The organism is Ruegeria sp. YTSB088 (assembly GCF_059609825.1).
In genome coordinates this window covers 152,855-171,879 of record NZ_JBXWMM010000009.1, presented here as the reverse complement: position 1 = coordinate 171,879, position 19,025 = coordinate 152,855, and the positions used below count along the sequence as shown (strand labels likewise).

The following is a 19,025-nucleotide window of genomic DNA, read 5'->3' as shown; positions in this document are numbered from 1 at the left end:
CACCAACTCAGTTTGAGTTGCAATTGATGTCGTCTGTAGGCCGTGAGCGCGTTTGCGGTTTGGTACAACTCAGTATGGTCGTTTTGAACGGAATATAACAGCAATCCGATCCAAGATTAGTTTGTTTGCGCTTCGTGACGGCTGCTCTGCCGCGTCGAGCAACTCTTCCATTCGGGTGCGTACTTCAGAGAGCGTCATCGACGGCTGCTGCTCAAAGAAACCATAAATGGCGTCGATACCCAGATAGTCCGGGATCTCTCGCTGATCAGCACTTCGGTGGCTGACATCCTTTTTGGCTTCAATCCAGAACAAATCGAGTTCCTGGGCCCAAGATTCTGGGAGTTTTTCTAGATATGGCAGCGTCAGGTGCCCGAACCGGTTGTAGCCTTGGTTTTTTTTGGGGCCGGACGCGAGAAACTTTTCCAATGACTCCAAGAGTGAAACTGTTCGCTCGGGTCGGACTAGCCCCCAGACGGCAACGGCAATTGAAACGCAAGTTTTGTACACTGTATCGGGTGAATGCCATAGCGCCATCTGATCTAAGTTGTGCCTAGAACAAGAGGTCCTCAACGAGCTGTGAGATCAATTGGCTTTTGCCAGACACTCCCGCCTTTCTGTAAATCGCAGTACATTGAGCCTTAACGGTTCCAATTCGGGTTTGCCTCAGATTGGCGATCTCAGCCATAGACATCCCTTTCAGAACAAGCCATGCGATCTCTGTTTCCGCGCCAGTCAGGCCGAGCTTTTCGAAATACGCCTCTACTACTGTTGTGAACTCGCCGGACGTGATCCGGCGGGCGGTTTCGGCCCGGTGTGTCGCTTTTTGGGCCACGAGCGCAAGCCGGACACCCAGAAATGCACCAAGTATCAGCCCGATACTGGCGCCCGCTTCGACAAGCTCTCGCACATTCCAACGTAGCGGAACCGATGGAATGCCCAAAATAGATGCCAGAATTTCCCACAGGAAATAAGCACCACATAGGCACTGGATAAGGACAAGGGTCCAAACGACCCATGCGCGGTTCATCATGCGCGGCACCGTGCGCTGGTAAATTCTGTTTCAGCAGGTTCTCTCATGTCGGATTACCCACCGTTTTTTCCTTTACCGCCTTGTCCGCCACCCCCTTTGGGACCGCCATGCACATTTGGTTCGCTCGGCTGGGAAGGTTTGTCTGGTTTGTTGGCTGGCGGTGCAGGGCGCCCGTCGCCATGTGATTTCTTCGAGAAACTTTGGTCTCGCAAAACCTCTCCGGATGTACGGTTCAACACCACCTCGCGCAGCTCATTCTGATCACTCGCGGTGATGACGATGCGGCCCAGCCAAGACCGTTTTACTTCCTCGACCGTGTAACCTTCGGCCTCAATCCGCGCGATGACGTCATCCGCAACGGATACCTGAGCCTGCACCGGCGAGTGCAAGAGCATGACCACCGCAAAACTTGCGAGGATAGGTGATCTAAACATCATAAAGTTCCCGTACCTTTGCAATTTGGCTAAGGGGTTACCGCGCACCGTGTCAACCGGTGCGCGGTGGCTTTATGTTACCCGCGAGGACCGTCCCGACCGCCGTGACCGCCACGACCTTCGCCGCCGCGATCTCCACGACCTTCGCCACTGCCGCCCCTTTCGCCAGAGTCAACCGTCTCGGTGCCGGAATCCGGATTTCGGCCTGCATCGTCACGCCCGCCGCGACCTGCTGGGACCCCTTGTTCGGCCAGTTGATCGCCGATGTTCCGCCGATCTTCGGGACTCAAGCTTGAGTGGTCGATATCCCCCAGCGCCACGGTTTCGCCGGTTGAAGGGTCGACGACTTCAACCTCTGAAATGTCGAGGGCGTTCCGATCACCGCCTCGGGGCTGGACTCCCTGTTCTTTCAGCTGATCCCGAATATCGGCACGTTCTTCCTCGGACAATGCTTCGAAATCCACTTCCGAAAGCTCGACGGTTTCCCCTGTACTCGGGTCAACAACCGAAATGCTTTGGGCAAGTAGCGGCTGGAACGACACTGCGGTGATCAGGGCTGCAAGGATCAACGGGCTGTGAGGGAGTGAGAGAGTACGCATGTTTAGTCTTCCTGTTTGTAAGATTTAGCGCGGCTTGGATTGGTGCCGTGAAGCCTAGATGCAGTGAAAACATCGATTGGAATACTGGACGCGAGCCTGATTTTTGGCGGTATAAGCTAAAGTCATAAAAGCGCCCAGCATGGCCGAAATGCTCAAGATTGGCGCGTTCATAAGGCGTTCTTCACGATGAGATTTTCGGTGTCAAAGGTCTATATGATTTTGGCTTAGAACGTCCTTTCGCAGCCTAGGTACAATGGCTTTCTGATCGGAAAACATGTCACCCAAGTCCCTTCAGCCGTCACTACAAAACGAACCTCGCGACCAAGAAGTGGACACGATATGCGACCAAGCACCCTGAGCTTTATAATGGCAAGCCTGATGCCTTTGTCGGCCTATGCTGAGGAGGAACCTGCGCCCGTCGATCAGCACGAATTATCGCGCATGATACAGAACGGAGAGGCAACCAAGGCGTTTCTAGAGGCCTTCGAGGCAGGGGATGAACTGACCGAGTTCAGCTTTGACGCAGCGCGCGGGGTCGGTGCCAATATCGGCGAAGGTCGTCGTTTTACGCGCATTCCCCGGGCTGATCTCGCCGACCCATCGGAGTGGGCTTCGCATTTTCCAAAGCGCGAAGGAGGGGCTAACGCGACATCGTGTATTGCCTGTCACAACGCGCCGATTGCCAATGGGGCGGGTGACGTTGCAATGAACGTTCTTGTGGATCCTGCGCATACGGGCGACGCAGCCAGATATCTTGAGAGAAATACACTCCCCTTGTTTGCGCTTGGTATCCCTCAGCGGCTTGCAGAAGAAATTAGCACGGACCTATATCAACAGCGTGATGCAGCCCATCAGGTTGCCTGTAATTCGGGTCGCGCCTCAGTTCAGTTAGAGTCCAAGGGCGTTGACTTTGGAACGTTGACACTGACGCGTATTTCGCAAGACCCTTGTTCCGTCGACACGGATTCCAGTGGGTTGAGTGGTATAGACCCGGACCTCGTGATCAAACCGTTTGGATGGAAGGGTAATCATGCAACGATCAGAGCATTCACCAGGAATGCTGCGCACAATGAACTGGGATTACAGGCCGTCGAGCTTGTCGGAGATCAGGATGGCGATTTCGATGGTGTGGTGAATGAGTTGACCGTCGGCGACGTAACGGCTCTTACAGTATACATGGCAGCCCTCGAACGGCCGGTAACCAAGATTGAACTGGCCGATCTGGGTTTGATCGACCTTTCTGGATCCGAAAGAACCAGTATTCTGGCAGGAGAGGCGCTTTTTGCTCAAACCGGCTGCACCAGTTGTCACATGCCAGCGATGAGCCTTCGGGACGCAATGTTTAAAGAACCCAGCGAGATTCCGGGTTTCTACGATGCCAGGTTTCCAGATGGATCTGACCCGAATATTCATGGACTGAACGTCGCCAGTGCAATCAAATTCAATCTGGCCGGAGATCAGCCCAACAACTCGATTAAGCTGCTGGACGGTTCAGTCCACCATCTAGGTGCAATGGCGCGGAACGCCGAAGGTGAGCCAGTGGCCCGATGGTACACAGACTTCAAACGACACGATATGGGTTCCGACTTGGCAGATCCCGATGACCCTCTTGGGTTGGGGGCTTCTATGTTTCTGACGCGATCACTGGCGGGTGTCGGAGCAACTGGACCCTGGCTGCACGATGGTCGGGCGACCACTCTGCAAGAGGCAATTGTGAGTCATGCGGGCGAAGCCTCAGACAGCGCCACTGCCTACAACCACCTCAGCGAAAGTGAACAAACAAAAATCATCGCCTTTCTGGAGAATCTAACTATTTACAAGACAGTCGAAGAATAGTTGCTGGTTGAGAAAAGTAGAACGGCAGATTTGGCCGGTGCCGATTGAATTCTAGTTGCCTGAATACTGCGCGTTGAGTGAATATCTGGAACGCGGGCATTGATCGCTTTATAAGAGTGTGACGGCCCGCGTCATTAGATTTCAATAGCTTCTGCAATCACAAGCGCGTCTTCCAACTCAGCGTCCAGATACCTAACTGTACTGACCATTTTCGCATGACCCAGCAGAAGTTAAACCGTACGTAAGTTGCCACGCTTCTTGGTTATACCGCAAACTTTTGGAGTGAACGACTGGTTTGGCGGTCCGCACAGCAGAAAAGACGCCCATCGGCCAACGGCAGGTATGGGCCGGACATTGAGCTTGAACCATGATTAACTAATCAGCTTCCTGAAAGCGGCCATTCCGACATTTGCAACATTTCCTTTGCTTCGATGGCCGAGATGGGAACATGTCCGCCGTCCTGTTAAGCGAGCAGTACACTTCGCAGTGCATCTGCCCAGAGAGTTTACAGGGGCTTGCGTGCCCAGCACATGCTGCCTTTCGCCAACAGAAGTCTGGGTTTAAGCAATGACGCTCGGTGGAGCGTCTCAGAGATCGAACGCCTGACGATTTCGAGGCGCATATGGAGTGCCAGAACGGTAAGGCCTATAAGGCTATCCAGCGCCTTGGCACTACTCTGTTGATTCATCGCGCTGACCAGTCAGATGATCCGAGCTAAGTGGGCCGTGCTCGCGCGTGCATGAATGCAAAGGGCATCATCCGTAAAGAATTCCAGTGACTTCTATAACATGCTCTCTAAACTCCGGGCAGTTGTTAGTCAGAATTGACGTGGGAGTTTGGGCTCAGTTGGGCGACAAAAAGGCATCAGGGACCCCGATAAGTCCCGCGCCATCATCTGCGCCAAGTTCGGAGTTAAGCGCAGCTGATCAACAGGCGCGGTTTGAAGCCACCGCTCAGGTGATGCAGGCGATCTCTGTGACCAAGGACGACGTTCAGCCGGTTTGCGATCTGATTGTTGCGCTTGCCAAAGACCTTTGCGACGCTGTTTTTGCTGGTCTGGTTCTTGGACAGGAAGGCGACGCACTTCAGCGGCTCGTGGCCAGTGTTAACCTGCACCCTGACATTCAGCAGCTCTGGTGCGACGGAAAATACACGATGGAGCCGGGCAATTCTCTGGTGACTGAAACAATCCTCAGCGGCGAGACCAAACGTGTTGTGGATATGGGAGACACTGAATTCCACAAGTCCGGCGATGAGCGGTTCAAGCTGATTGTCGACAAGCATGGGTGCCGCAGCAATCTGTTTGTTCCGTTAAAGCTGGATGGCGGTGCAATCGGATGCTTGATGTTGGCGCGAGACGAGGTGCGGCCCTATACCGACGATCAGGTCAAGCTCGTCGAAACCTTTGCCGCCCAGGCAGTAATCGCCATTGAGAATGTTCGCCAATTTCGCGAATTGCAGATCCGTCTGGCACGCGAAGGTGCCACGCGTGAGGTTCTCGAGACAATTAGTCGATCGCGGGAAGATGAGACGCCGGTGTTCCAGACAATCCTGGAAAACACCGCCCGGCTTTGCGAAACGGATGTCGCCACACTAAGCCTTTTGAATGAGGCAGGAACCCACCTCGAATATGCGGCCCACTTCGGTGATCAGTTGGCGACCTACGAGGTAGGCGTAGATCGCTGGTCGCTGGACTCATATCTCCAGATTGCGGAGTCCGTGCGCGAGGCGCGCGTTATTCACAATGTCGATTTGCGCCTGACTGACCAGTATATCAAAGGCGACCAATGGCGCCGTCAACTTGTAGACGAAGAAGGTGTCCGGTCATTTCTTACGGTCCCACTAATGTCGGCAGATGGCACGCCCGTGGGCGTCATCGGGATTTACCGACGTGAGGTTCGGGCCTTTACAGACGACGAGATTTCTCTGGTTGAGGGCTTTGCCGCCCAAGCTGTGATCGCCTTGGATAACACGCGACAATTGAATGAGCTGCACACGCAGTTAGAGCGTCAGACGGCAACGCAGGAAATTCTGACGGTCATTAGCCAAAGCCGTGATGACGATGCGCGCGTCTTTGATTCAGTGCTTCAGCAGGCCACCAGGGTATGTGATGCAGATCAGGCGGTCCTTATTTTGATCAACGCTGCAGGGACCCACGGGCGGTTGGCGGCGAATTGGGGGCATCAGAGAACCGAATTTGATGTCGGAGACGAGTGGCAGTTGGACGAATCGATTCCCATAGCCACTGCGATACGAACAGGTAAGGTTGGTCGCATCGATGATTTGACCGACACGGATTTTTATCGCTCGGGCCATCCTACAGCCGCCATGATGGTTGAGATCGAAGGCATTCGGTCACGCGTTACGGTCCCCCTGATGCAAGGAGATCAGGCTATCGGAGCCATCGCGGTCAGCCGCCGTGAGGTACGGCCATTTGCTGACCCTGACGTAAAGTTGATTGAAGAATTCGCCAAACATGCAGTTATTGCCATCGAAAACACGCGCCAGTTTCGTGAAGTTCAGGAACGGCTTGAACGGGAAGAAGCGTCGCGCGAAATCCTCGAAGTCATCAGCCGCAGTCGCGATGACGATAGCCCTGTTTTCAATAGCATACTCGAAAATGCCAGCCGTTTGTGCAAAGCGCCGCTGGCCTTTCTGTGTGTCGCCGATCACGAACGTGGCCTTGCAACAATTCCGGCCAATATCGGTGCGCGAACGGATTTTGATGAGGCCCTGAAGGGGTTCGTGGAGCCCTTGACCCGTACGGAACTCGTTGCAATCCGCCCTATGATCGATGGCCAGGTCATCCGGCAAGACGATATTGCAGATGATCCGCTTTATTATCGGGATCGCGATCCAAAACGGGTTCAGATGGTTGAAGTCGAAGGGGCTCGCTCGGTCCTTGCGGTGCCGTTGATGAAAGACGACACGGGTCTTGGGGTGATCGTTCTCTATCGCCGTGAAGTTTCGCCATTTTCGGATGATGATGTCGCTCTGGTCCAAACCTTTGCGGCCCAAGCCGTGATCGCAATGGATAACGTACGCCAGTTCCGAGAGGTGCAGGACCGTACCGCGGAAGTCACGCAAGCCTTGGAGTATCAGACTTCAACATCCGAAGTGCTGCGTGTGATCTCAGCGTCTCCCAATCAACTGTCGCCCGTTCTGGACGCCATTCTTAAAGAAGCGTCGCGCATCTGCGAATTGCAGGATGCCTATGTCGCGATGCTGAACCCGGACGATGGGCTTTTTCATGTGCACTCGACGCTCACACAGGACACGGCCTTTACAGAATACGTCAAAGCTCACCCGATTTCGCCAACGGAGAACGGTGTAAGTGGGCGTGCGATCTTGTCGAAACGCACAAGCTATGTCGAAGATGTCGAAGCGGATGACACCTACACCTGGTTGGAAGAAAGCGGCGTAGGTGATTACAAATCATTGCTTGGACTTCCGCTTGTCAAAAACGGCGAAGTCGTAGGCGTTATCTCTCTTGGGGCGCCAGTGGTCTTGGGTTTTTCCGCCAAACAGATCAAACTGCTGGAAACTTTTGCGGATCAGGCCGTTATCGCGATTACCAACGCAAACCTTTTCCACGAGTTGGAGGAGCGGACAGAAGAAGTCACGCAGGCACTGGAGTATCAAACTGCCACTTCAGACGTATTGTCGGTGATTTCGCGATCTCCGAATGAGCTGGAGCCGGTGCTGAAGGAGATACTGAAAGTCGCCAGCCGGATTTGCGAGCCAAAATATGCGGCAATCTCGATTCTGAATCCCCAAGACAACCTTTACCATACTAACATCATGCTCGACTTTGACAGTGATTTCATGAAGTTCATGAAGGCACACCCAGTGCCGGCAGGTCATGGGAGCGGTATTGGCCAAACAGCTGCACGCGGCGAAACAGTCTACTACGAGGACACTGAAGCTAACGAATACGCCTGGAAGGAAGCCGCACGTATTGGCAAGTATCGCTCGCTTCTGGGTGTCCCATTGGTCAAGGATAAGGTCGTGGTCGGTGTGATCGTGCTCTGCCACGACAAAGTCGCACCATTCGATTCAAAACAAATCGCCCTCTTGGAAACGTTCGCGGCCCAAGCTGTAATTGCGATCAACAACACCCGGTTGTTTGAAGAAGTTCAGGCCCGTACCGCCGAAGTTGAAGAAGCACTGGTGCGCGAACAAGCAAGTGCAGAAGTTCTGCATATTATCAACGAAGCGACTTCCAATTTGCAGCCGGTGTTTGACCTTATCGTCAAAAAATCAGCCGAACTCAGCCGCGCGCGGTTCTGCGTGTTGGATCAATATAAAAACGACAAATTCTATTACTGTGCGCAACACGGATTTCCGTTGGAGTTGTTTTCGGAGCTGATGTCGGATTACCCGGTCTCTGATACAGAAGGGCACATGTCGGCTTTTGTTGTCGAAGCAGGTGCCCCGGTTCAAATCGAAGATGCACAGAAATCGACGTACTACGCCCCGGAGTTCGCCGCAGCTGTTGGATGGCGTCGTATGCTGGGCGTGCCAATCAAGGCAGGCGGCAAAGTGTGGGGCTGCATCAACCTTGGCTGGCCAGGCACAGAAGAGCCAGCACCTGAAACAATCGAGTTGGTCCAAAGTTTCGCTGCCCAAGCGAGTATCGCCATCGAAAATGTCCGTTTGATGCAAGAAACTCAGGCTCGCACCGCAGAAGTCGAAGAGGCGCTGAAGTACCAGACAGCCACGTCCGAAGTGCTCGGCGTCATATCCCGCTCACCGAACGATCTTCCACCGGTTTTGGACGCCATCCTGGAGGTTTCGTCGCGTATCTGTTCACCGGAATACGCGTTCTTTGCAATGAAGGATGCTGACGATGGCCTTTACCGTGTGGCCATGTCCCACAATGTCAGTGGTGCTTTTCTCAAATTCCTGTCCGATAACCCTATCGCGCCAGAGGAAGGTTCTTGCATCGGGCGCACGGCCCTGCATGGCAAGACAGTCTATATTAAAGACACCCGCGGGGATCCGTCTTACACATGGAAAAAAGCGGCTGAGATCGGGGACTACCTAACCACCCTTGGTGTCCCCTTGGTCAGCAATGGCATAACCGTTGGCGTTATTGTTATGGCGCATCGGCAAGCGGCAGCTTTTAGCGACAAACAAGTCAGCTTGCTGGAAACCTTTGCATCCCAGGCCGTGATCGCCATCAACAATACGCGACTGTTCAAAGAAGTGCAGGCCCGCACCGCAGAAGTTGAAGAGGCATTGGGGTATCAGAAAGCCACATCCGAAGTGCTTGAGGTGATTTCCCGTTCCCCTGACGCTTTAGAGCCGGTTTTGGAAGCGTTGGTGGCGGTTTCGTCGCGCATCTGCCGCCTGCAAGATGCTTTTGTGGCGCTTAAGAAACCCGAGGACGGAAAATTTCATTTCTTTGCCGGGCACAATCTCACAGAGAGTTTTGCCAAATTTCTCGAGTCGCATCCATTTGAACCGGGGGAAACGTCGGCGACCGCCCGGGCGCTTTTATATGGGCGCGCCGATTACGTTGAGGATACTCAAGCGGACCCTAATTATGATCCAGTCCTTAGGACCAACTTGCATGGATACAGGTCGGTTCTCTCTGTACCTTTGATACGCGACGGTGACACGATAGGTGTCATCAGTATGGGCAGCCGAAATAAAGCCGCCTTTGAGGACAAGCAAGTCAAGCAAATGGAGACCTTTGCCTCGCAGGCGATCATAGCGATTCAAAACTCTCAATTGTTCAACGATACGCAAGTCGCACTCTCTCGCCAAACGGCAAGTGCGGATGTCCTCAGAGTGATCTCGGAATCCCCGACAGATACCAAACCGGTTTTTGAGAAGATTGTCGGACTGGCTACGGCTCTTATCGATTGCGACTTGTCGATTGCCATGCAGGCTAACAAAACTGAATACTGGCAAGTGGCGGCCGCAACTCCGGATGGTTTAGAGGAAATCACTTGGACTGAGCGCCTGCCAATTGATCCCGACGACAACCTGCCATCCCGCGTCATCCAGAGAGGCAAGACGCTGCAATTGGATGACTCGCGCTTTGATGAACTATCTCCGCGGGACACGGAAATCGTCGAGCGGCAAGGATTCAAGTCGTTCTTGATGGTACCCTTGATGCGAGGGAAAGACTGTTTCGGCACTCTCGCCTTTATTCGGAAAACGTCGAAGGCTTTCAGTGATGACGAAGTAGCCATTGCCGAATCTTTCGCGGATCAGGCTATCATCGCGCTGGAAAACGTACGTCTGTTCAATGAAACTCAGGCTTCCTTAGCGCGACAGACTGCCAGTGCTGATGTACTGCGGGTGATCAGCCAATCGCCTTCAGATACCACACCTGTTTTTGAGGCGATTGTGAATTCCGCGACACGGCTTGTTTCATGTGACATGGCAGGCGCCGCTTTGTCAGAGGACAGTTTCTGGTGGCAAGTGGCTTTGGCGACGCCAAAAGGCCTTTTACGTGATTTCGGACGAACCCGACACCCGTTGGACCCGAAAGATAATTTTCTGTCGTCCGTGTTACTGTCCGGGAAAACTATGCATGTCCACGATTTGACGTCGCAGGGCTTGCCGCGCTTGGCAAAGAAGCTTCACGAAGAAAACGGATTTGAAGCTTTCCTTGGCACACCGTTAATGCGCGGAGACAAGTGTTTGGGCGGGCTCTATTTCATCAGGAAATCAAAAACACCGTTCTCGGACGACGATATTGCAATGGCTGAGTCTTTTGCAGATCAGTCTGTTATTGCCATCGAGAACGTGCGCCTATTCCAGGAGGCTCAAGAGGCACGTGAAGCGGCCGAGTCTGCCAACGAGGCCAAAAGTGCCTTCCTCGCCACCATGTCCCACGAAATCCGCACACCGATGAATGCCGTTATCGGGATGAGTGGGCTCCTGATTGATACCAAGTTAGATGCCGAGCAAAGCGATTATGCCAACACGATCCGCGACAGTGGCGACGCACTACTGGGCATAATCAACGAAATTCTTGATTTTTCAAAAATCGAAGCCGGGCAGATGGACATCGAGAACCATCCGTTTGACCTGCGTGAATGTATCGAAAGCGCGCTAGATCTGATCAGCGGCAAAGCCGCCGAGAAGCAGCTTGATCTGGCTTATGAGCTTGACGACGCTCTGCCCCTTGCAATCAGTGCTGACCTGACCCGGCTGCGGCAGATCCTGCTGAACCTGCTTTCCAACGCGGTGAAGTTCACAGAAAGCGGTGAAGTGGTTCTCTCAGTTAAACAAACTGCCAAAAAGCGCGGATCGCTTGAGCTGACTTTCAAAGTCCGTGACACCGGCATCGGCCTGTCCGACAAGGGGATGAGCCGTCTGTTCCAGTCCTTCAGTCAGGCAGACAGCTCAACTACCCGCAAATATGGCGGCACCGGTCTTGGTCTGGCAATTTCCAAGCGTCTTGCGGAACTCATGGGCGGCACCATGTGGGCACGAAGTGACGGCGAAGGGCATGGTTCGACCTTTACGTTTACGATCCGGGCCAAACCCTCCAAACCGGTCAAATCATCCTCGCGCGATCTGGTAGGTGTTCAGTCCGAACTGGACGGCAAACGTATTCTTATGGTGGATGACAATGCCACCAACCGAAAAATCCTGTCCCTTCAGACCGAGAAATGGGGCACTCAAACCACCACCTGTGAAACCCCACCCGAGGCGCTAGCGACTCTCGAGAAGGCTGGAAAGTTCGATCTGGCCATTCTCGACATGCACATGCCAGAAATGGATGGCGAGGAACTTGCCCAGAAAATTCGGGCCAAGCATCCGGACTTGCCGCTGATCCTCTTTAGTTCTCTTGGTCCACGTGAAATTGACCTCGAAGGCGGCCTCTTTGCTGCCAACCTCACCAAGCCGCTGCGTCAGTCGCATCTCTTCGACACGCTGGTCACGCTGTTTTCGACCGAAGATATCCCCGTGAAACCGACCAAGCCCGCAGACAAACCCCAGACCGATCCAGAGATGGCAAAACGCCACCCTCTGCGTATTCTGCTAGCTGAGGATAATTTGGTGAACCAGAAACTTGCGCTTCGCCTGCTGGAACAGATGGGCTATCGCGCTGATTTGGCCAGCAACGGCGCTGAGGCGGTCGAAAGTGTGAACCGGCAAACATACGATATCGTATTGATGGACGTGCAGATGCCCGAAATGGATGGGCTCGAAGCTTCACGCCGCATAAACAAAGATTTCCCCGAAGAAGACCGACCGCGTATAGTCGCCATGACTGCCAACGCCATGCAAGGCGACCGCGAGATGTGTTTGGATGCCGGGATGGACGACTACATCGCCAAACCGATACGCCTGCCTATTCTTATCGAAGCCCTTTTGAATGTTCCCAGGAAAAGCAAGTAATCCATGACAAACGGCCCAATTGATCTTGATATCTTCGCTGAACTCAAGGACGCGACTGGCGACGAATTCGCCGCCGAGCTTGTAAACACCTTTCTCGACGAAGCCCCCGGCATGATTGCCGAATTGAAAGCGGCTGCCGACGTGTCCGATGCTGATGGGTATCGCCGCGCGGCTCATTCCATTAAATCGAATGCAAACACCTTTGGTGCGACTGCACTGGCCGAGTTGGCAAGAAAAATCGAGCTCGGGGACATACCCGCGACTGGCGACCTTACAGATGCGAAAGCCCTGGAGGCCGCTTTCGCCAAAGCTGCTGTGGCCCTGCGGACCCTGAACAATGACTGATGCACCCGGCCATCTCCTCATCGTTGATGACAACAAAGTCAATCGACTACTCCTGTCTCGCAACGTTGAACTGTTGGGGCACAAAGCCTCTGTCGCGGAGAACGGCCTCGTTGCGATGGAGATGTTGTCGAGTCAGTCTTATGACCTGCTTCTACTCGATATCGAAATGCCGGAAATGGACGGATTTCAGGTTCTGGAGGCAATCAATGCGGACCCCGACCTGCGCGAATTGCCGGTGATTGTGACTTCTTCGGTCGAAGGGCTCGACAATATTGTGCGCTGCATCGAGTTAGGCGCAGAAGACTACTTGCCCAAGCCGGTGAACAAGACGCTTCTCAGCGCCCGCGTCTCCAGCTGCCTTGAAAAAAAGCGACTGCGGGACGAACAAAGACGCCTTCTCGAACGCTTCGCAACCACCGAGGTTGCGCAAGACCTGCAAGAGTCTGGGTTTGCCATCGGTGGCAAACGTGCAAACGCATCGGTTCTTTTTTGCGACATTCGCGGTTTCACAGCCCTTTCAGAAAACTTAGCGCCCGAGGCAACAATTGATCTACTCAACACCTTCTACACGTTGATGTTCGAGGCGGTGACCAGCAATGGCGGCATTGTCAGCCTGATGCTGGGTGACGGGTTGATGGCTCTCTTCGGTGTTCCACAATCTCTGAACAATACTGCGCAAAGTGCTGTAGCTGCGGGGCATGAAATGCATAGCATGATAGAGATGCTGAATCATGACCGGCTCGCGGATGGAGAACGGAGTCTCAGGATTGGGATCGGTATCGCCACAGGCGAAGTCGTCGCGGGCTATGCCGGCACTGACAATCGGGCGACCTATACCTGTATCGGATCCGCAGTAAATCTCGCAGCCCGATTGGAAGCGGAAACCCAGAACACCGGAAGCCGGATTTTGGTTGATCAAGAGACCCTGGATCTGCTCGACGGAGTTGATATTCAGGAGACATTTGGCGGGACCCAGATCAAGGGCTTCTCCGATCCATTGGACATTCACGCTTTGTAATTTTCCGACACGAGTATCGTTTCTCCGATATCATTTCCTGAAAGATCGCTTCCTACTAAACTCCCCGTCGTCGCAGCCGCTCAATTTGGATTCGCCAACCCCATGCAAAGAGCACATGCAGCACCCCGATGCACGGCGACGTCCAAACGTAGTGGCGTTCAATGCAAAAATCCTGCTGTAAGGGGTTGGTCGGTTTGCCGTATGCATGTCGCAGGCGGCAGGCATGGTTCTGGGTCAGTCAACCCCGCCTACAAGCACGGAATGCGCACCAGAGAAGCTCAGGAGATGAGGAAGGCCGTTACTGAACAGGTGCGTATTTCACGCCAACTCGAACGCATGATAGTCGACATGTAGAGATCCTCCGAAAGGAATTGCCCTAAGGCTTCGTGTCCTTACCCATGAAGCCCAAAGCGCCTTCATTGTTCAGAATCTCAATTGCAGTACCCAAGGCTTCCTGATCCGAAACAAACTTGTCGTCCCAGACATAGCTGGCATCTTTGCAGTCCACCGCTTCCAACGTCCACTTGTTCTGGTTGTCCAGGCGGTAGATTTCGATTTCAAACCGATACCCATCAACAAGCACGGACTTGCACTTGTCTGACATTACTAGTTTAGGTTCATCGATATTCATTGGTGCTCTGTACCCGCGTTCTTATTCAGTCACTCTGATATCAAGACAGCCGGTGTTTTTTGCCAGAAAAACATGTCGGGGTTGCGACGCGCCGAACTCGTACCCCCTCATTGAAATCGCTAAACCCCGTCATGACGCGCCGCATATAAGTGATATGGGAGCGAAGTGTTCTGATTGCGACCGTTCGATGAAGATTACGAAAGCGCAATGACATTTGAAAAGCGCGGTTCTTGCTTCGGTCTGTTTTACGAAAAACTCGTGGGGTGGCACACCGTGCTAGGTAACCCCCTCAAATCCAGTCAGAAAAACCAGAAAGTGCTAAAATAAAAGCATGCCACCCACGTCAAGAGGATCGCATTGTGGCAAAGTTGTGTCCATAGCTCGTTCGGCAACTGACTGTTTATCCTCCGGAAACGAACCTTTTTGACCGAAACAGCGCCGTTACGGGAATCCCCCAATTTCGGGCTTCGCTCATACTGAGTAGTTTGGGATCAGAATAACCACTTACCCCCTCGTGACGAAGATAGAGGCTGGCCTCGACCCCCTCAGCCAGCCTCTATAAATGTTCCGGCCATCCAGGAAGGTTTCTTGGAGCAGGGACGTCATTGTGAACTAACCAATCACGCATTGCTGCCCAGTGGTCCTGTGGTCCAGCTGTATAGCGCCGTGAATGTAAGTCGGCTATCTGCCGTTCAAGGGAAGACCACCAATGCAACTTGACCCTTGTCGGGCTTGGCCCTGCACCGATTCCGCTCGGTGTAGTTTTTTTCTTGGGGATTATTCAAATTTGAGCGCATCCTCTGGTATCGTGATAGTAGGTTCAGACTTGGGCTGAGTATGCTCAATCAGTGGTTACCACTTCTGGCGCGAACGATTGCAGGATTCTGTTGCGACGTTATTGTTCGTTTCGTCATTGTCATGCGAGAAATGTGACTTGTTCGGAAAATTCCTTTGAAACGTACTTCGCTTCTTCTTGTGATTTGCTTTGTTTTGGTCAGCCTTACTTCCCTGAGAGCATATATTGCTCACTTAAATGACGGTGCTGCTTCGCAATTGGAGTTGTTGAGTGAGCTAAGTTGGAGATGGCCGGGAGAAGAAAGATTTGGTGGCCAATCTGGTTTGGAAATAAGTGAAGACGGAACAAAGCTGATTGCCGTGTCAGATAGGCCGATGCTGGTTTTTGCCAAAGTACGAAGGCAAGGTGACTCAATTGTCGGCATTCAACACATGGAGATTGTTCGCCCCAGAACTCCGGGCTCGATGAATTACCATGATGAAGTAAACAGTGACCTGGAAGCGCTCGCGTTGCAGAAGAATGGTAGGCTTTGGGTCAGCACTTAAAACTACCACGACGTTGAGTACTTCAACCCCGGCGAATACACGGCAAACCATATCGACTACGAGACCGAAACCCAAGCGTTCAAGTCGTTGCGTTACAATCAGGGACTAGAAGCGCTGTCACTTGACCCACAGGGCCGGGTCATTGCGATACCAGAGACATGGCCGGAAAATTCCTTTCCTGTATTTCGCCTAGAGAAAGGTGAATGGTCTGTATCAAGCGAGATTCGGAAAAGTGGTTCTTACGTGCCGGTGGGAGCTGACACTGGACCTGATGGTCATTTGTATTTGCTGGAACGACGATTTGTTTGGGGGATTGGTTTTTCAAATAGGGAGAGGCGCTTCGCATTCGTGGAAGACAGAATTGTCGAAACCGACATTCTTCTACAGAACAAGATACGCACCCACGGCAACTTAGAGGGCATTGCAGTATGGTCCAACGCTTCAAATGCAATCAGATTGACAATGGTATCCGATGACAATTTCCGCATGTTCTTGGATACCGAAATCGTCGAATACCGCTGGAACGAACAGCGTCGCTAATTCCCGTTCGAAGTTGAGGCTTCAATAAAAAAACCTCAACTAAAAGCAGTATCGAGCTTCCGAAATCGAAGAGGCGGAGTCAACGCACGACACGATATTGTCTCTCTCTGAAACCACACTTTCGTATTCTGAGAATAGTCGCTGGTAGTTTTAAACTTGTTCCTCAGCTTCATAGCGAAGCGCGTTATACGAGCTCATTAGGTTATTGTAGTCGTAGACCAAGTCATCGTACTCGGTAGCTAGATCAGACAAATTGGATTTACACGTGAAGCCCTCATTGCCGCAAGTGTACTGGTCGAAGCAAACAGCATACTCATTGACGCATTTGCCTTAGGGTTTTGTCCCCCAAAAGTATCCAGGTAACCAGCTAAACTAGCCGCCATGTTGGCGCAAGGATAGCTAACAAATTGGTTTCTATCTGAAAAAAGTGGTGAGCCGTGCAGGATTCGAACCTGCGACCCACTGATTAAAAGTCAGTTGCTCTACCAACTGAGCTAACGGCCCACTCTTTTGCCGGATCTTGATGATCCGTGGCGCTCTTTACGGCAATTCCCCAACTAGGTTCAAGCCCTTATTTTGCGCCTCGTTTCGCCGTTACATCAAGTGTTTCCGGCGACCCGATAGGCGGCCTAATTAGGCAGGAGGCGCAGGAGGGTCAACCCCTTTTTTAAGGAATCTTCGCGACAGGGTGGATTCATGTTCCGACCAACGATATATGCCCGCCATGCAACAGAGACTCGATACAGGATTGCCCTTCATCAAGATGCACGGGCTGGGCAATGACTTTGTCATCGTTGACGCACGCGCGCACGATGCCCCGATCACGCCGGCGCTGGCCAAAGGAATCGGGCATCGGCAAATTGGTGTGGGTTTCGATCAGTTGGCCGTTATTGAAAATGGTGAAGCTGACGCGCATCTGGTGTTCTACAACGCCGATGGATCAACCTCTGCTGCCTGTGGCAACGCCACCCGCTGTATTGCGCGATTGCTTATGAATGAGACGGGTCGCTCTGCGCTGACGCTCACCACCGAACGCGGAACACTTCATGCGCGGGATGCTGGCGATGGGCGCACCTCGGTCAACATGGGTCACCCGCAGTTGGACTGGCGCGAAGTTCCGCTGGCAGAAGAGATGGACACGCTGGAATTGCCAATCGAAGGCGCCCCAACGGCAACAGGAATGGGCAACCCGCATTGCACTTTCTTCGTTGAGAACGCCGAAGCGATCCCATTGGCGGAGTTCGGTGCACGTTATGAATACCACCCGCTTTACCCGGAACGGACGAATGTGCAGGTGGCACAAGTCATCAGCCCGGATCACATCCGTATGCGTGTATGGGAACGCGGAGTTGGCATCACTCTGGCCTCCGGGTCGTCTTCCTGTGCAACTGCCGTTGCTGCCGCGCGTCGCGGGCTAACCGGGCGCAAGGTGCAGATTGATCTGGATGGCGGCACGCTTTGGATTGACTGGCGCGACGACGGTGTCTGGATGACCGGCCCAACGTGCCACGTCTTTTCTGGCACTCTGACGCCTGAATTTCTGAGGTCACTGGGATGAACCCGCCCAAGTTCACCACATTGGGCTGCCGCCTGAACGCCTATGAAACCGAGGCAATGAAAGAGCTGTCGCAACAGGCAGGTCTGACAGACGCTGTGGTGGTGAACACATGCGCAGTGACGGCTGAGGCGGTGCGCAAGGCCCGGCAGGAAATCCGCAAGCTACGGCGCGAGAATCCGAATGCTCGCCTGATCGTCACTGGTTGCGCCGCTCAGACCGAGCCCGAAACCTTTGCACGGATGGACGAGGTCGATGCGGTCATCGGTAACGCTGAAAAGATGCAGCCTGAGACCTGGAAAGGCATGGCGGCCGATTTTATTGGTGAGACCGAGGCGGTGCAGGTCGATGACATCATGTCGGTCACGGAAACGGCCGGACACCTGATCGACGGGTTCGGTACACGTTCGCGCGCCTACGTGCAGGTCCAGAACGGCTGCGACCATCGCTGCACCTTCTGCATCATTCCCTACGGCCGCGGCAACTCGCGCAGCGTCCCCGCAGGCGTGGTGGTGGACCAGATCAAGCGGCTGGTGGATCGCGGCTATAACGAAGTCGTGCTGACCGGGGTCGACCTGACTTCCTGGGGCGCCGACCTGCCCGCGCAGCCCAAACTGGGCGATCTGGTGATGCGGATTCTCAAGCTGGTGCCAGATTTGCCACGCCTGCGGATCAGTTCAATCGACTCGATCGAGGTCGATGAAAATCTGATGCAGGCGATCGCGACCGAGCCACGTCTGATGCCGCACCTGCACTTGTCGCTTCAGCATGGCGACGATCTGATTCTGAAGCGCATGAAACGCCGCCACCTGCGCGACGATGCAATCCGCTTTACCGAGGACGCACGGAAACTGCGCTCCGATATGACCTTCGGTGCGGATATCATTGCAGGCTTCCCGACCGAGACGGAAGCGCATTTCCAAAACTCGCTGAAACTGATCACCGATTGCGATCTGACCTGGCTGCATGTCTTCCCCTATTCCAAGCGAGAAGGCACCCCGGCAGCGCGCATACCGCAGCAGGTGAATGGAACAGTCATCAAGGATCGCGCTGCCCGCTTGCGTGCGGCGGGGGACGCTCAGGTCGCAACACACCTGTCGAAGCAAATCGGCAAGACCCATCACATCCTGATGGAGAATCCTCATATGGGCCGGACCGAGCAATTCACCGAGGTGACATTCGCAACCGCGCAACCCGAAGGGCAGATTGTGCGCGCTGCGATCACGGGGCAGACCATGTCCCAACTCACGGCCTGATCCCCCGTCATCCGGAAAAAATACCTCGAGGAAGAACCGCTCAAAGGCCAAGAAGGGGTTCGGACCTTTTTAC

11 protein-coding genes, 1 tRNA gene and 2 pseudogenes are annotated in these 19,025 nt (G+C 53.6%); 7 read left to right on the top strand and 7 right to left on the bottom strand.

The features are described from left to right. Positions 1 to 69: 69 nt before the first annotated feature. The 4 genes from AC2FFA_RS15805 to AC2FFA_RS15790 all read right to left on the bottom strand — a co-directional run bounded on the left by AC2FFA_RS15805 (position 70) and on the right by AC2FFA_RS15790 (position 2,063). On the bottom strand, positions 70 to 426 hold the full coding sequence (locus AC2FFA_RS15805) for a hypothetical protein (protein ID WP_496852342.1): 357 nt from the start codon (positions 424 to 426) through the stop codon (positions 70 to 72). A 124-nt stretch (positions 427 to 550) separates the two neighbouring features. Continuing rightward, positions 551 to 1,030: a helix-turn-helix transcriptional regulator gene (locus AC2FFA_RS15800; protein ID WP_480642060.1), complete on the bottom strand. Its 480-nt coding sequence runs from the start codon at positions 1,028 to 1,030 to the stop codon at positions 551 to 553. Positions 1,031 to 1,083: 53 nt separating this feature from the next. Beyond that, positions 1,084 to 1,464 carry a hypothetical protein gene (locus AC2FFA_RS15795; protein WP_496852341.1) on the bottom strand — a complete coding sequence of 127 codons (381 nt, stop codon included), beginning with the start codon at positions 1,462 to 1,464 and terminating at the stop codon, positions 1,084 to 1,086. A 77-nt stretch (positions 1,465 to 1,541) separates the two neighbouring features. Next, positions 1,542 to 2,063, bottom strand: coding sequence for a hypothetical protein (locus AC2FFA_RS15790; RefSeq protein WP_496852340.1), 522 nt, complete (start codon positions 2,061 to 2,063; stop codon positions 1,542 to 1,544). 366 nt (positions 2,064 to 2,429) lie between these two features. Here AC2FFA_RS15790 and AC2FFA_RS15785 point away from each other — a divergent pair, with 366 nt between their 5' ends. Further along, on the top strand, positions 2,430 to 3,899 hold the full coding sequence (locus AC2FFA_RS15785; protein ID WP_496818367.1) for a di-heme oxidoredictase family protein: 1,470 nt from the start codon (positions 2,430 to 2,432) through the stop codon (positions 3,897 to 3,899). Positions 3,900 to 4,033: 134 nt separating this feature from the next. Here AC2FFA_RS15785 and AC2FFA_RS15780 read toward each other — a convergent pair. Next, positions 4,034 to 4,177: pseudogene (locus AC2FFA_RS15780) on the bottom strand (integrase); the annotation flags it as partial. Positions 4,178 to 4,874: 697 nt separating this feature from the next. On the opposite strand from AC2FFA_RS15780, the gene AC2FFA_RS15775 reads away from it, so the two are divergent. The 3 genes from AC2FFA_RS15775 to AC2FFA_RS15765 are packed head-to-tail and all read left to right on the top strand — an operon-like array spanning position 4,875 to position 13,629. After that, a complete protein-coding gene (locus AC2FFA_RS15775; RefSeq protein ID WP_496852339.1) occupies positions 4,875 to 12,266 on the top strand; it encodes a GAF domain-containing protein in 7,392 nt (2,463 codons plus the stop codon). Positions 12,267 to 12,269: 3 nt separating this feature from the next. Then, entirely contained in the window at positions 12,270 to 12,611 is a 342-nt protein-coding gene (locus AC2FFA_RS15770; protein ID WP_117871494.1) for an Hpt domain-containing protein, read from the top strand. Next, positions 12,604 to 13,629, top strand: coding sequence for an adenylate/guanylate cyclase domain-containing protein (locus AC2FFA_RS15765; protein ID WP_496852338.1), 1,026 nt, complete (start codon positions 12,604 to 12,606; stop codon positions 13,627 to 13,629). Before AC2FFA_RS15770 ends, AC2FFA_RS15765 begins: the two co-directional genes overlap by 8 nt. 376 nt (positions 13,630 to 14,005) lie before the next feature. Here AC2FFA_RS15765 and AC2FFA_RS15760 read toward each other — a convergent pair whose 3' ends face one another. Next, on the bottom strand, positions 14,006 to 14,260 hold the full coding sequence (locus AC2FFA_RS15760) for a hypothetical protein (protein WP_496852337.1): 255 nt from the start codon (positions 14,258 to 14,260) through the stop codon (positions 14,006 to 14,008). A 975-nt stretch (positions 14,261 to 15,235) separates the two neighbouring features. Here AC2FFA_RS15760 and AC2FFA_RS15755 point away from each other — a divergent pair. Further along, a pseudogene (locus tag AC2FFA_RS15755) lies at positions 15,236 to 16,141 on the top strand (esterase-like activity of phytase family protein). Between the two features lie 428 nt (positions 16,142 to 16,569). On the opposite strand, the gene AC2FFA_RS15750 reads toward AC2FFA_RS15755, so the two are convergent. Next, positions 16,570 to 16,645, bottom strand: a tRNA-Lys gene (locus tag AC2FFA_RS15750). A gap of 211 nt (positions 16,646 to 16,856) precedes the next feature. Between AC2FFA_RS15750 and dapF the strand changes: the two genes are divergently transcribed. Then, on the top strand, positions 16,857 to 17,699 hold the full coding sequence (gene dapF, locus AC2FFA_RS15745; RefSeq protein WP_496852336.1) for a diaminopimelate epimerase: 843 nt from the start codon (positions 16,857 to 16,859) through the stop codon (positions 17,697 to 17,699). Further along, on the top strand, positions 17,696 to 18,952 hold the full coding sequence (mtaB, locus tag AC2FFA_RS15740) for a tRNA (N(6)-L-threonylcarbamoyladenosine(37)-C(2))-methylthiotransferase MtaB (RefSeq protein WP_496852335.1): 1,257 nt from the start codon (positions 17,696 to 17,698) through the stop codon (positions 18,950 to 18,952). The genes dapF and mtaB overlap by 4 nt, the downstream gene beginning before the upstream one ends. The last annotated feature ends 73 nt before the right edge of the window (positions 18,953 to 19,025 follow it).

Bases quoted from the DNA above. Each gene is read 5' to 3' on its own strand.
- AC2FFA_RS15800 (WP_480642060.1), bottom strand. From the start codon at position 1,030: ATGATGAACCGCGCATGGGTCGTTTGGACCCTTGTCCTTATCCAGTGC.
- AC2FFA_RS15795 (WP_496852341.1), bottom strand. From the start codon at position 1,464: ATGTTTAGATCACCTATCCTCGCAAGTTTTGCGGTGGTCATGCTCTTG.
- AC2FFA_RS15790 (WP_496852340.1), bottom strand. From the start codon at position 2,063: ATGCGTACTCTCTCACTCCCTCACAGCCCGTTGATCCTTGCAGCCCTG.
- AC2FFA_RS15785 (WP_496818367.1), top strand. From the start codon at position 2,430: ATGGCAAGCCTGATGCCTTTGTCGGCCTATGCTGAGGAGGAACCTGCG.
- AC2FFA_RS15770 (WP_117871494.1), top strand. From the start codon at position 12,270: ATGACAAACGGCCCAATTGATCTTGATATCTTCGCTGAACTCAAGGAC.
- AC2FFA_RS15765 (WP_496852338.1), top strand. From the start codon at position 12,604: ATGACTGATGCACCCGGCCATCTCCTCATCGTTGATGACAACAAAGTC.
- AC2FFA_RS15760 (WP_496852337.1), bottom strand. From the start codon at position 14,260: ATGAATATCGATGAACCTAAACTAGTAATGTCAGACAAGTGCAAGTCC.
- dapF (WP_496852336.1), top strand. From the start codon at position 16,857: ATGCCCGCCATGCAACAGAGACTCGATACAGGATTGCCCTTCATCAAG.
- mtaB (WP_496852335.1), top strand. From the start codon at position 17,696: ATGAACCCGCCCAAGTTCACCACATTGGGCTGCCGCCTGAACGCCTAT.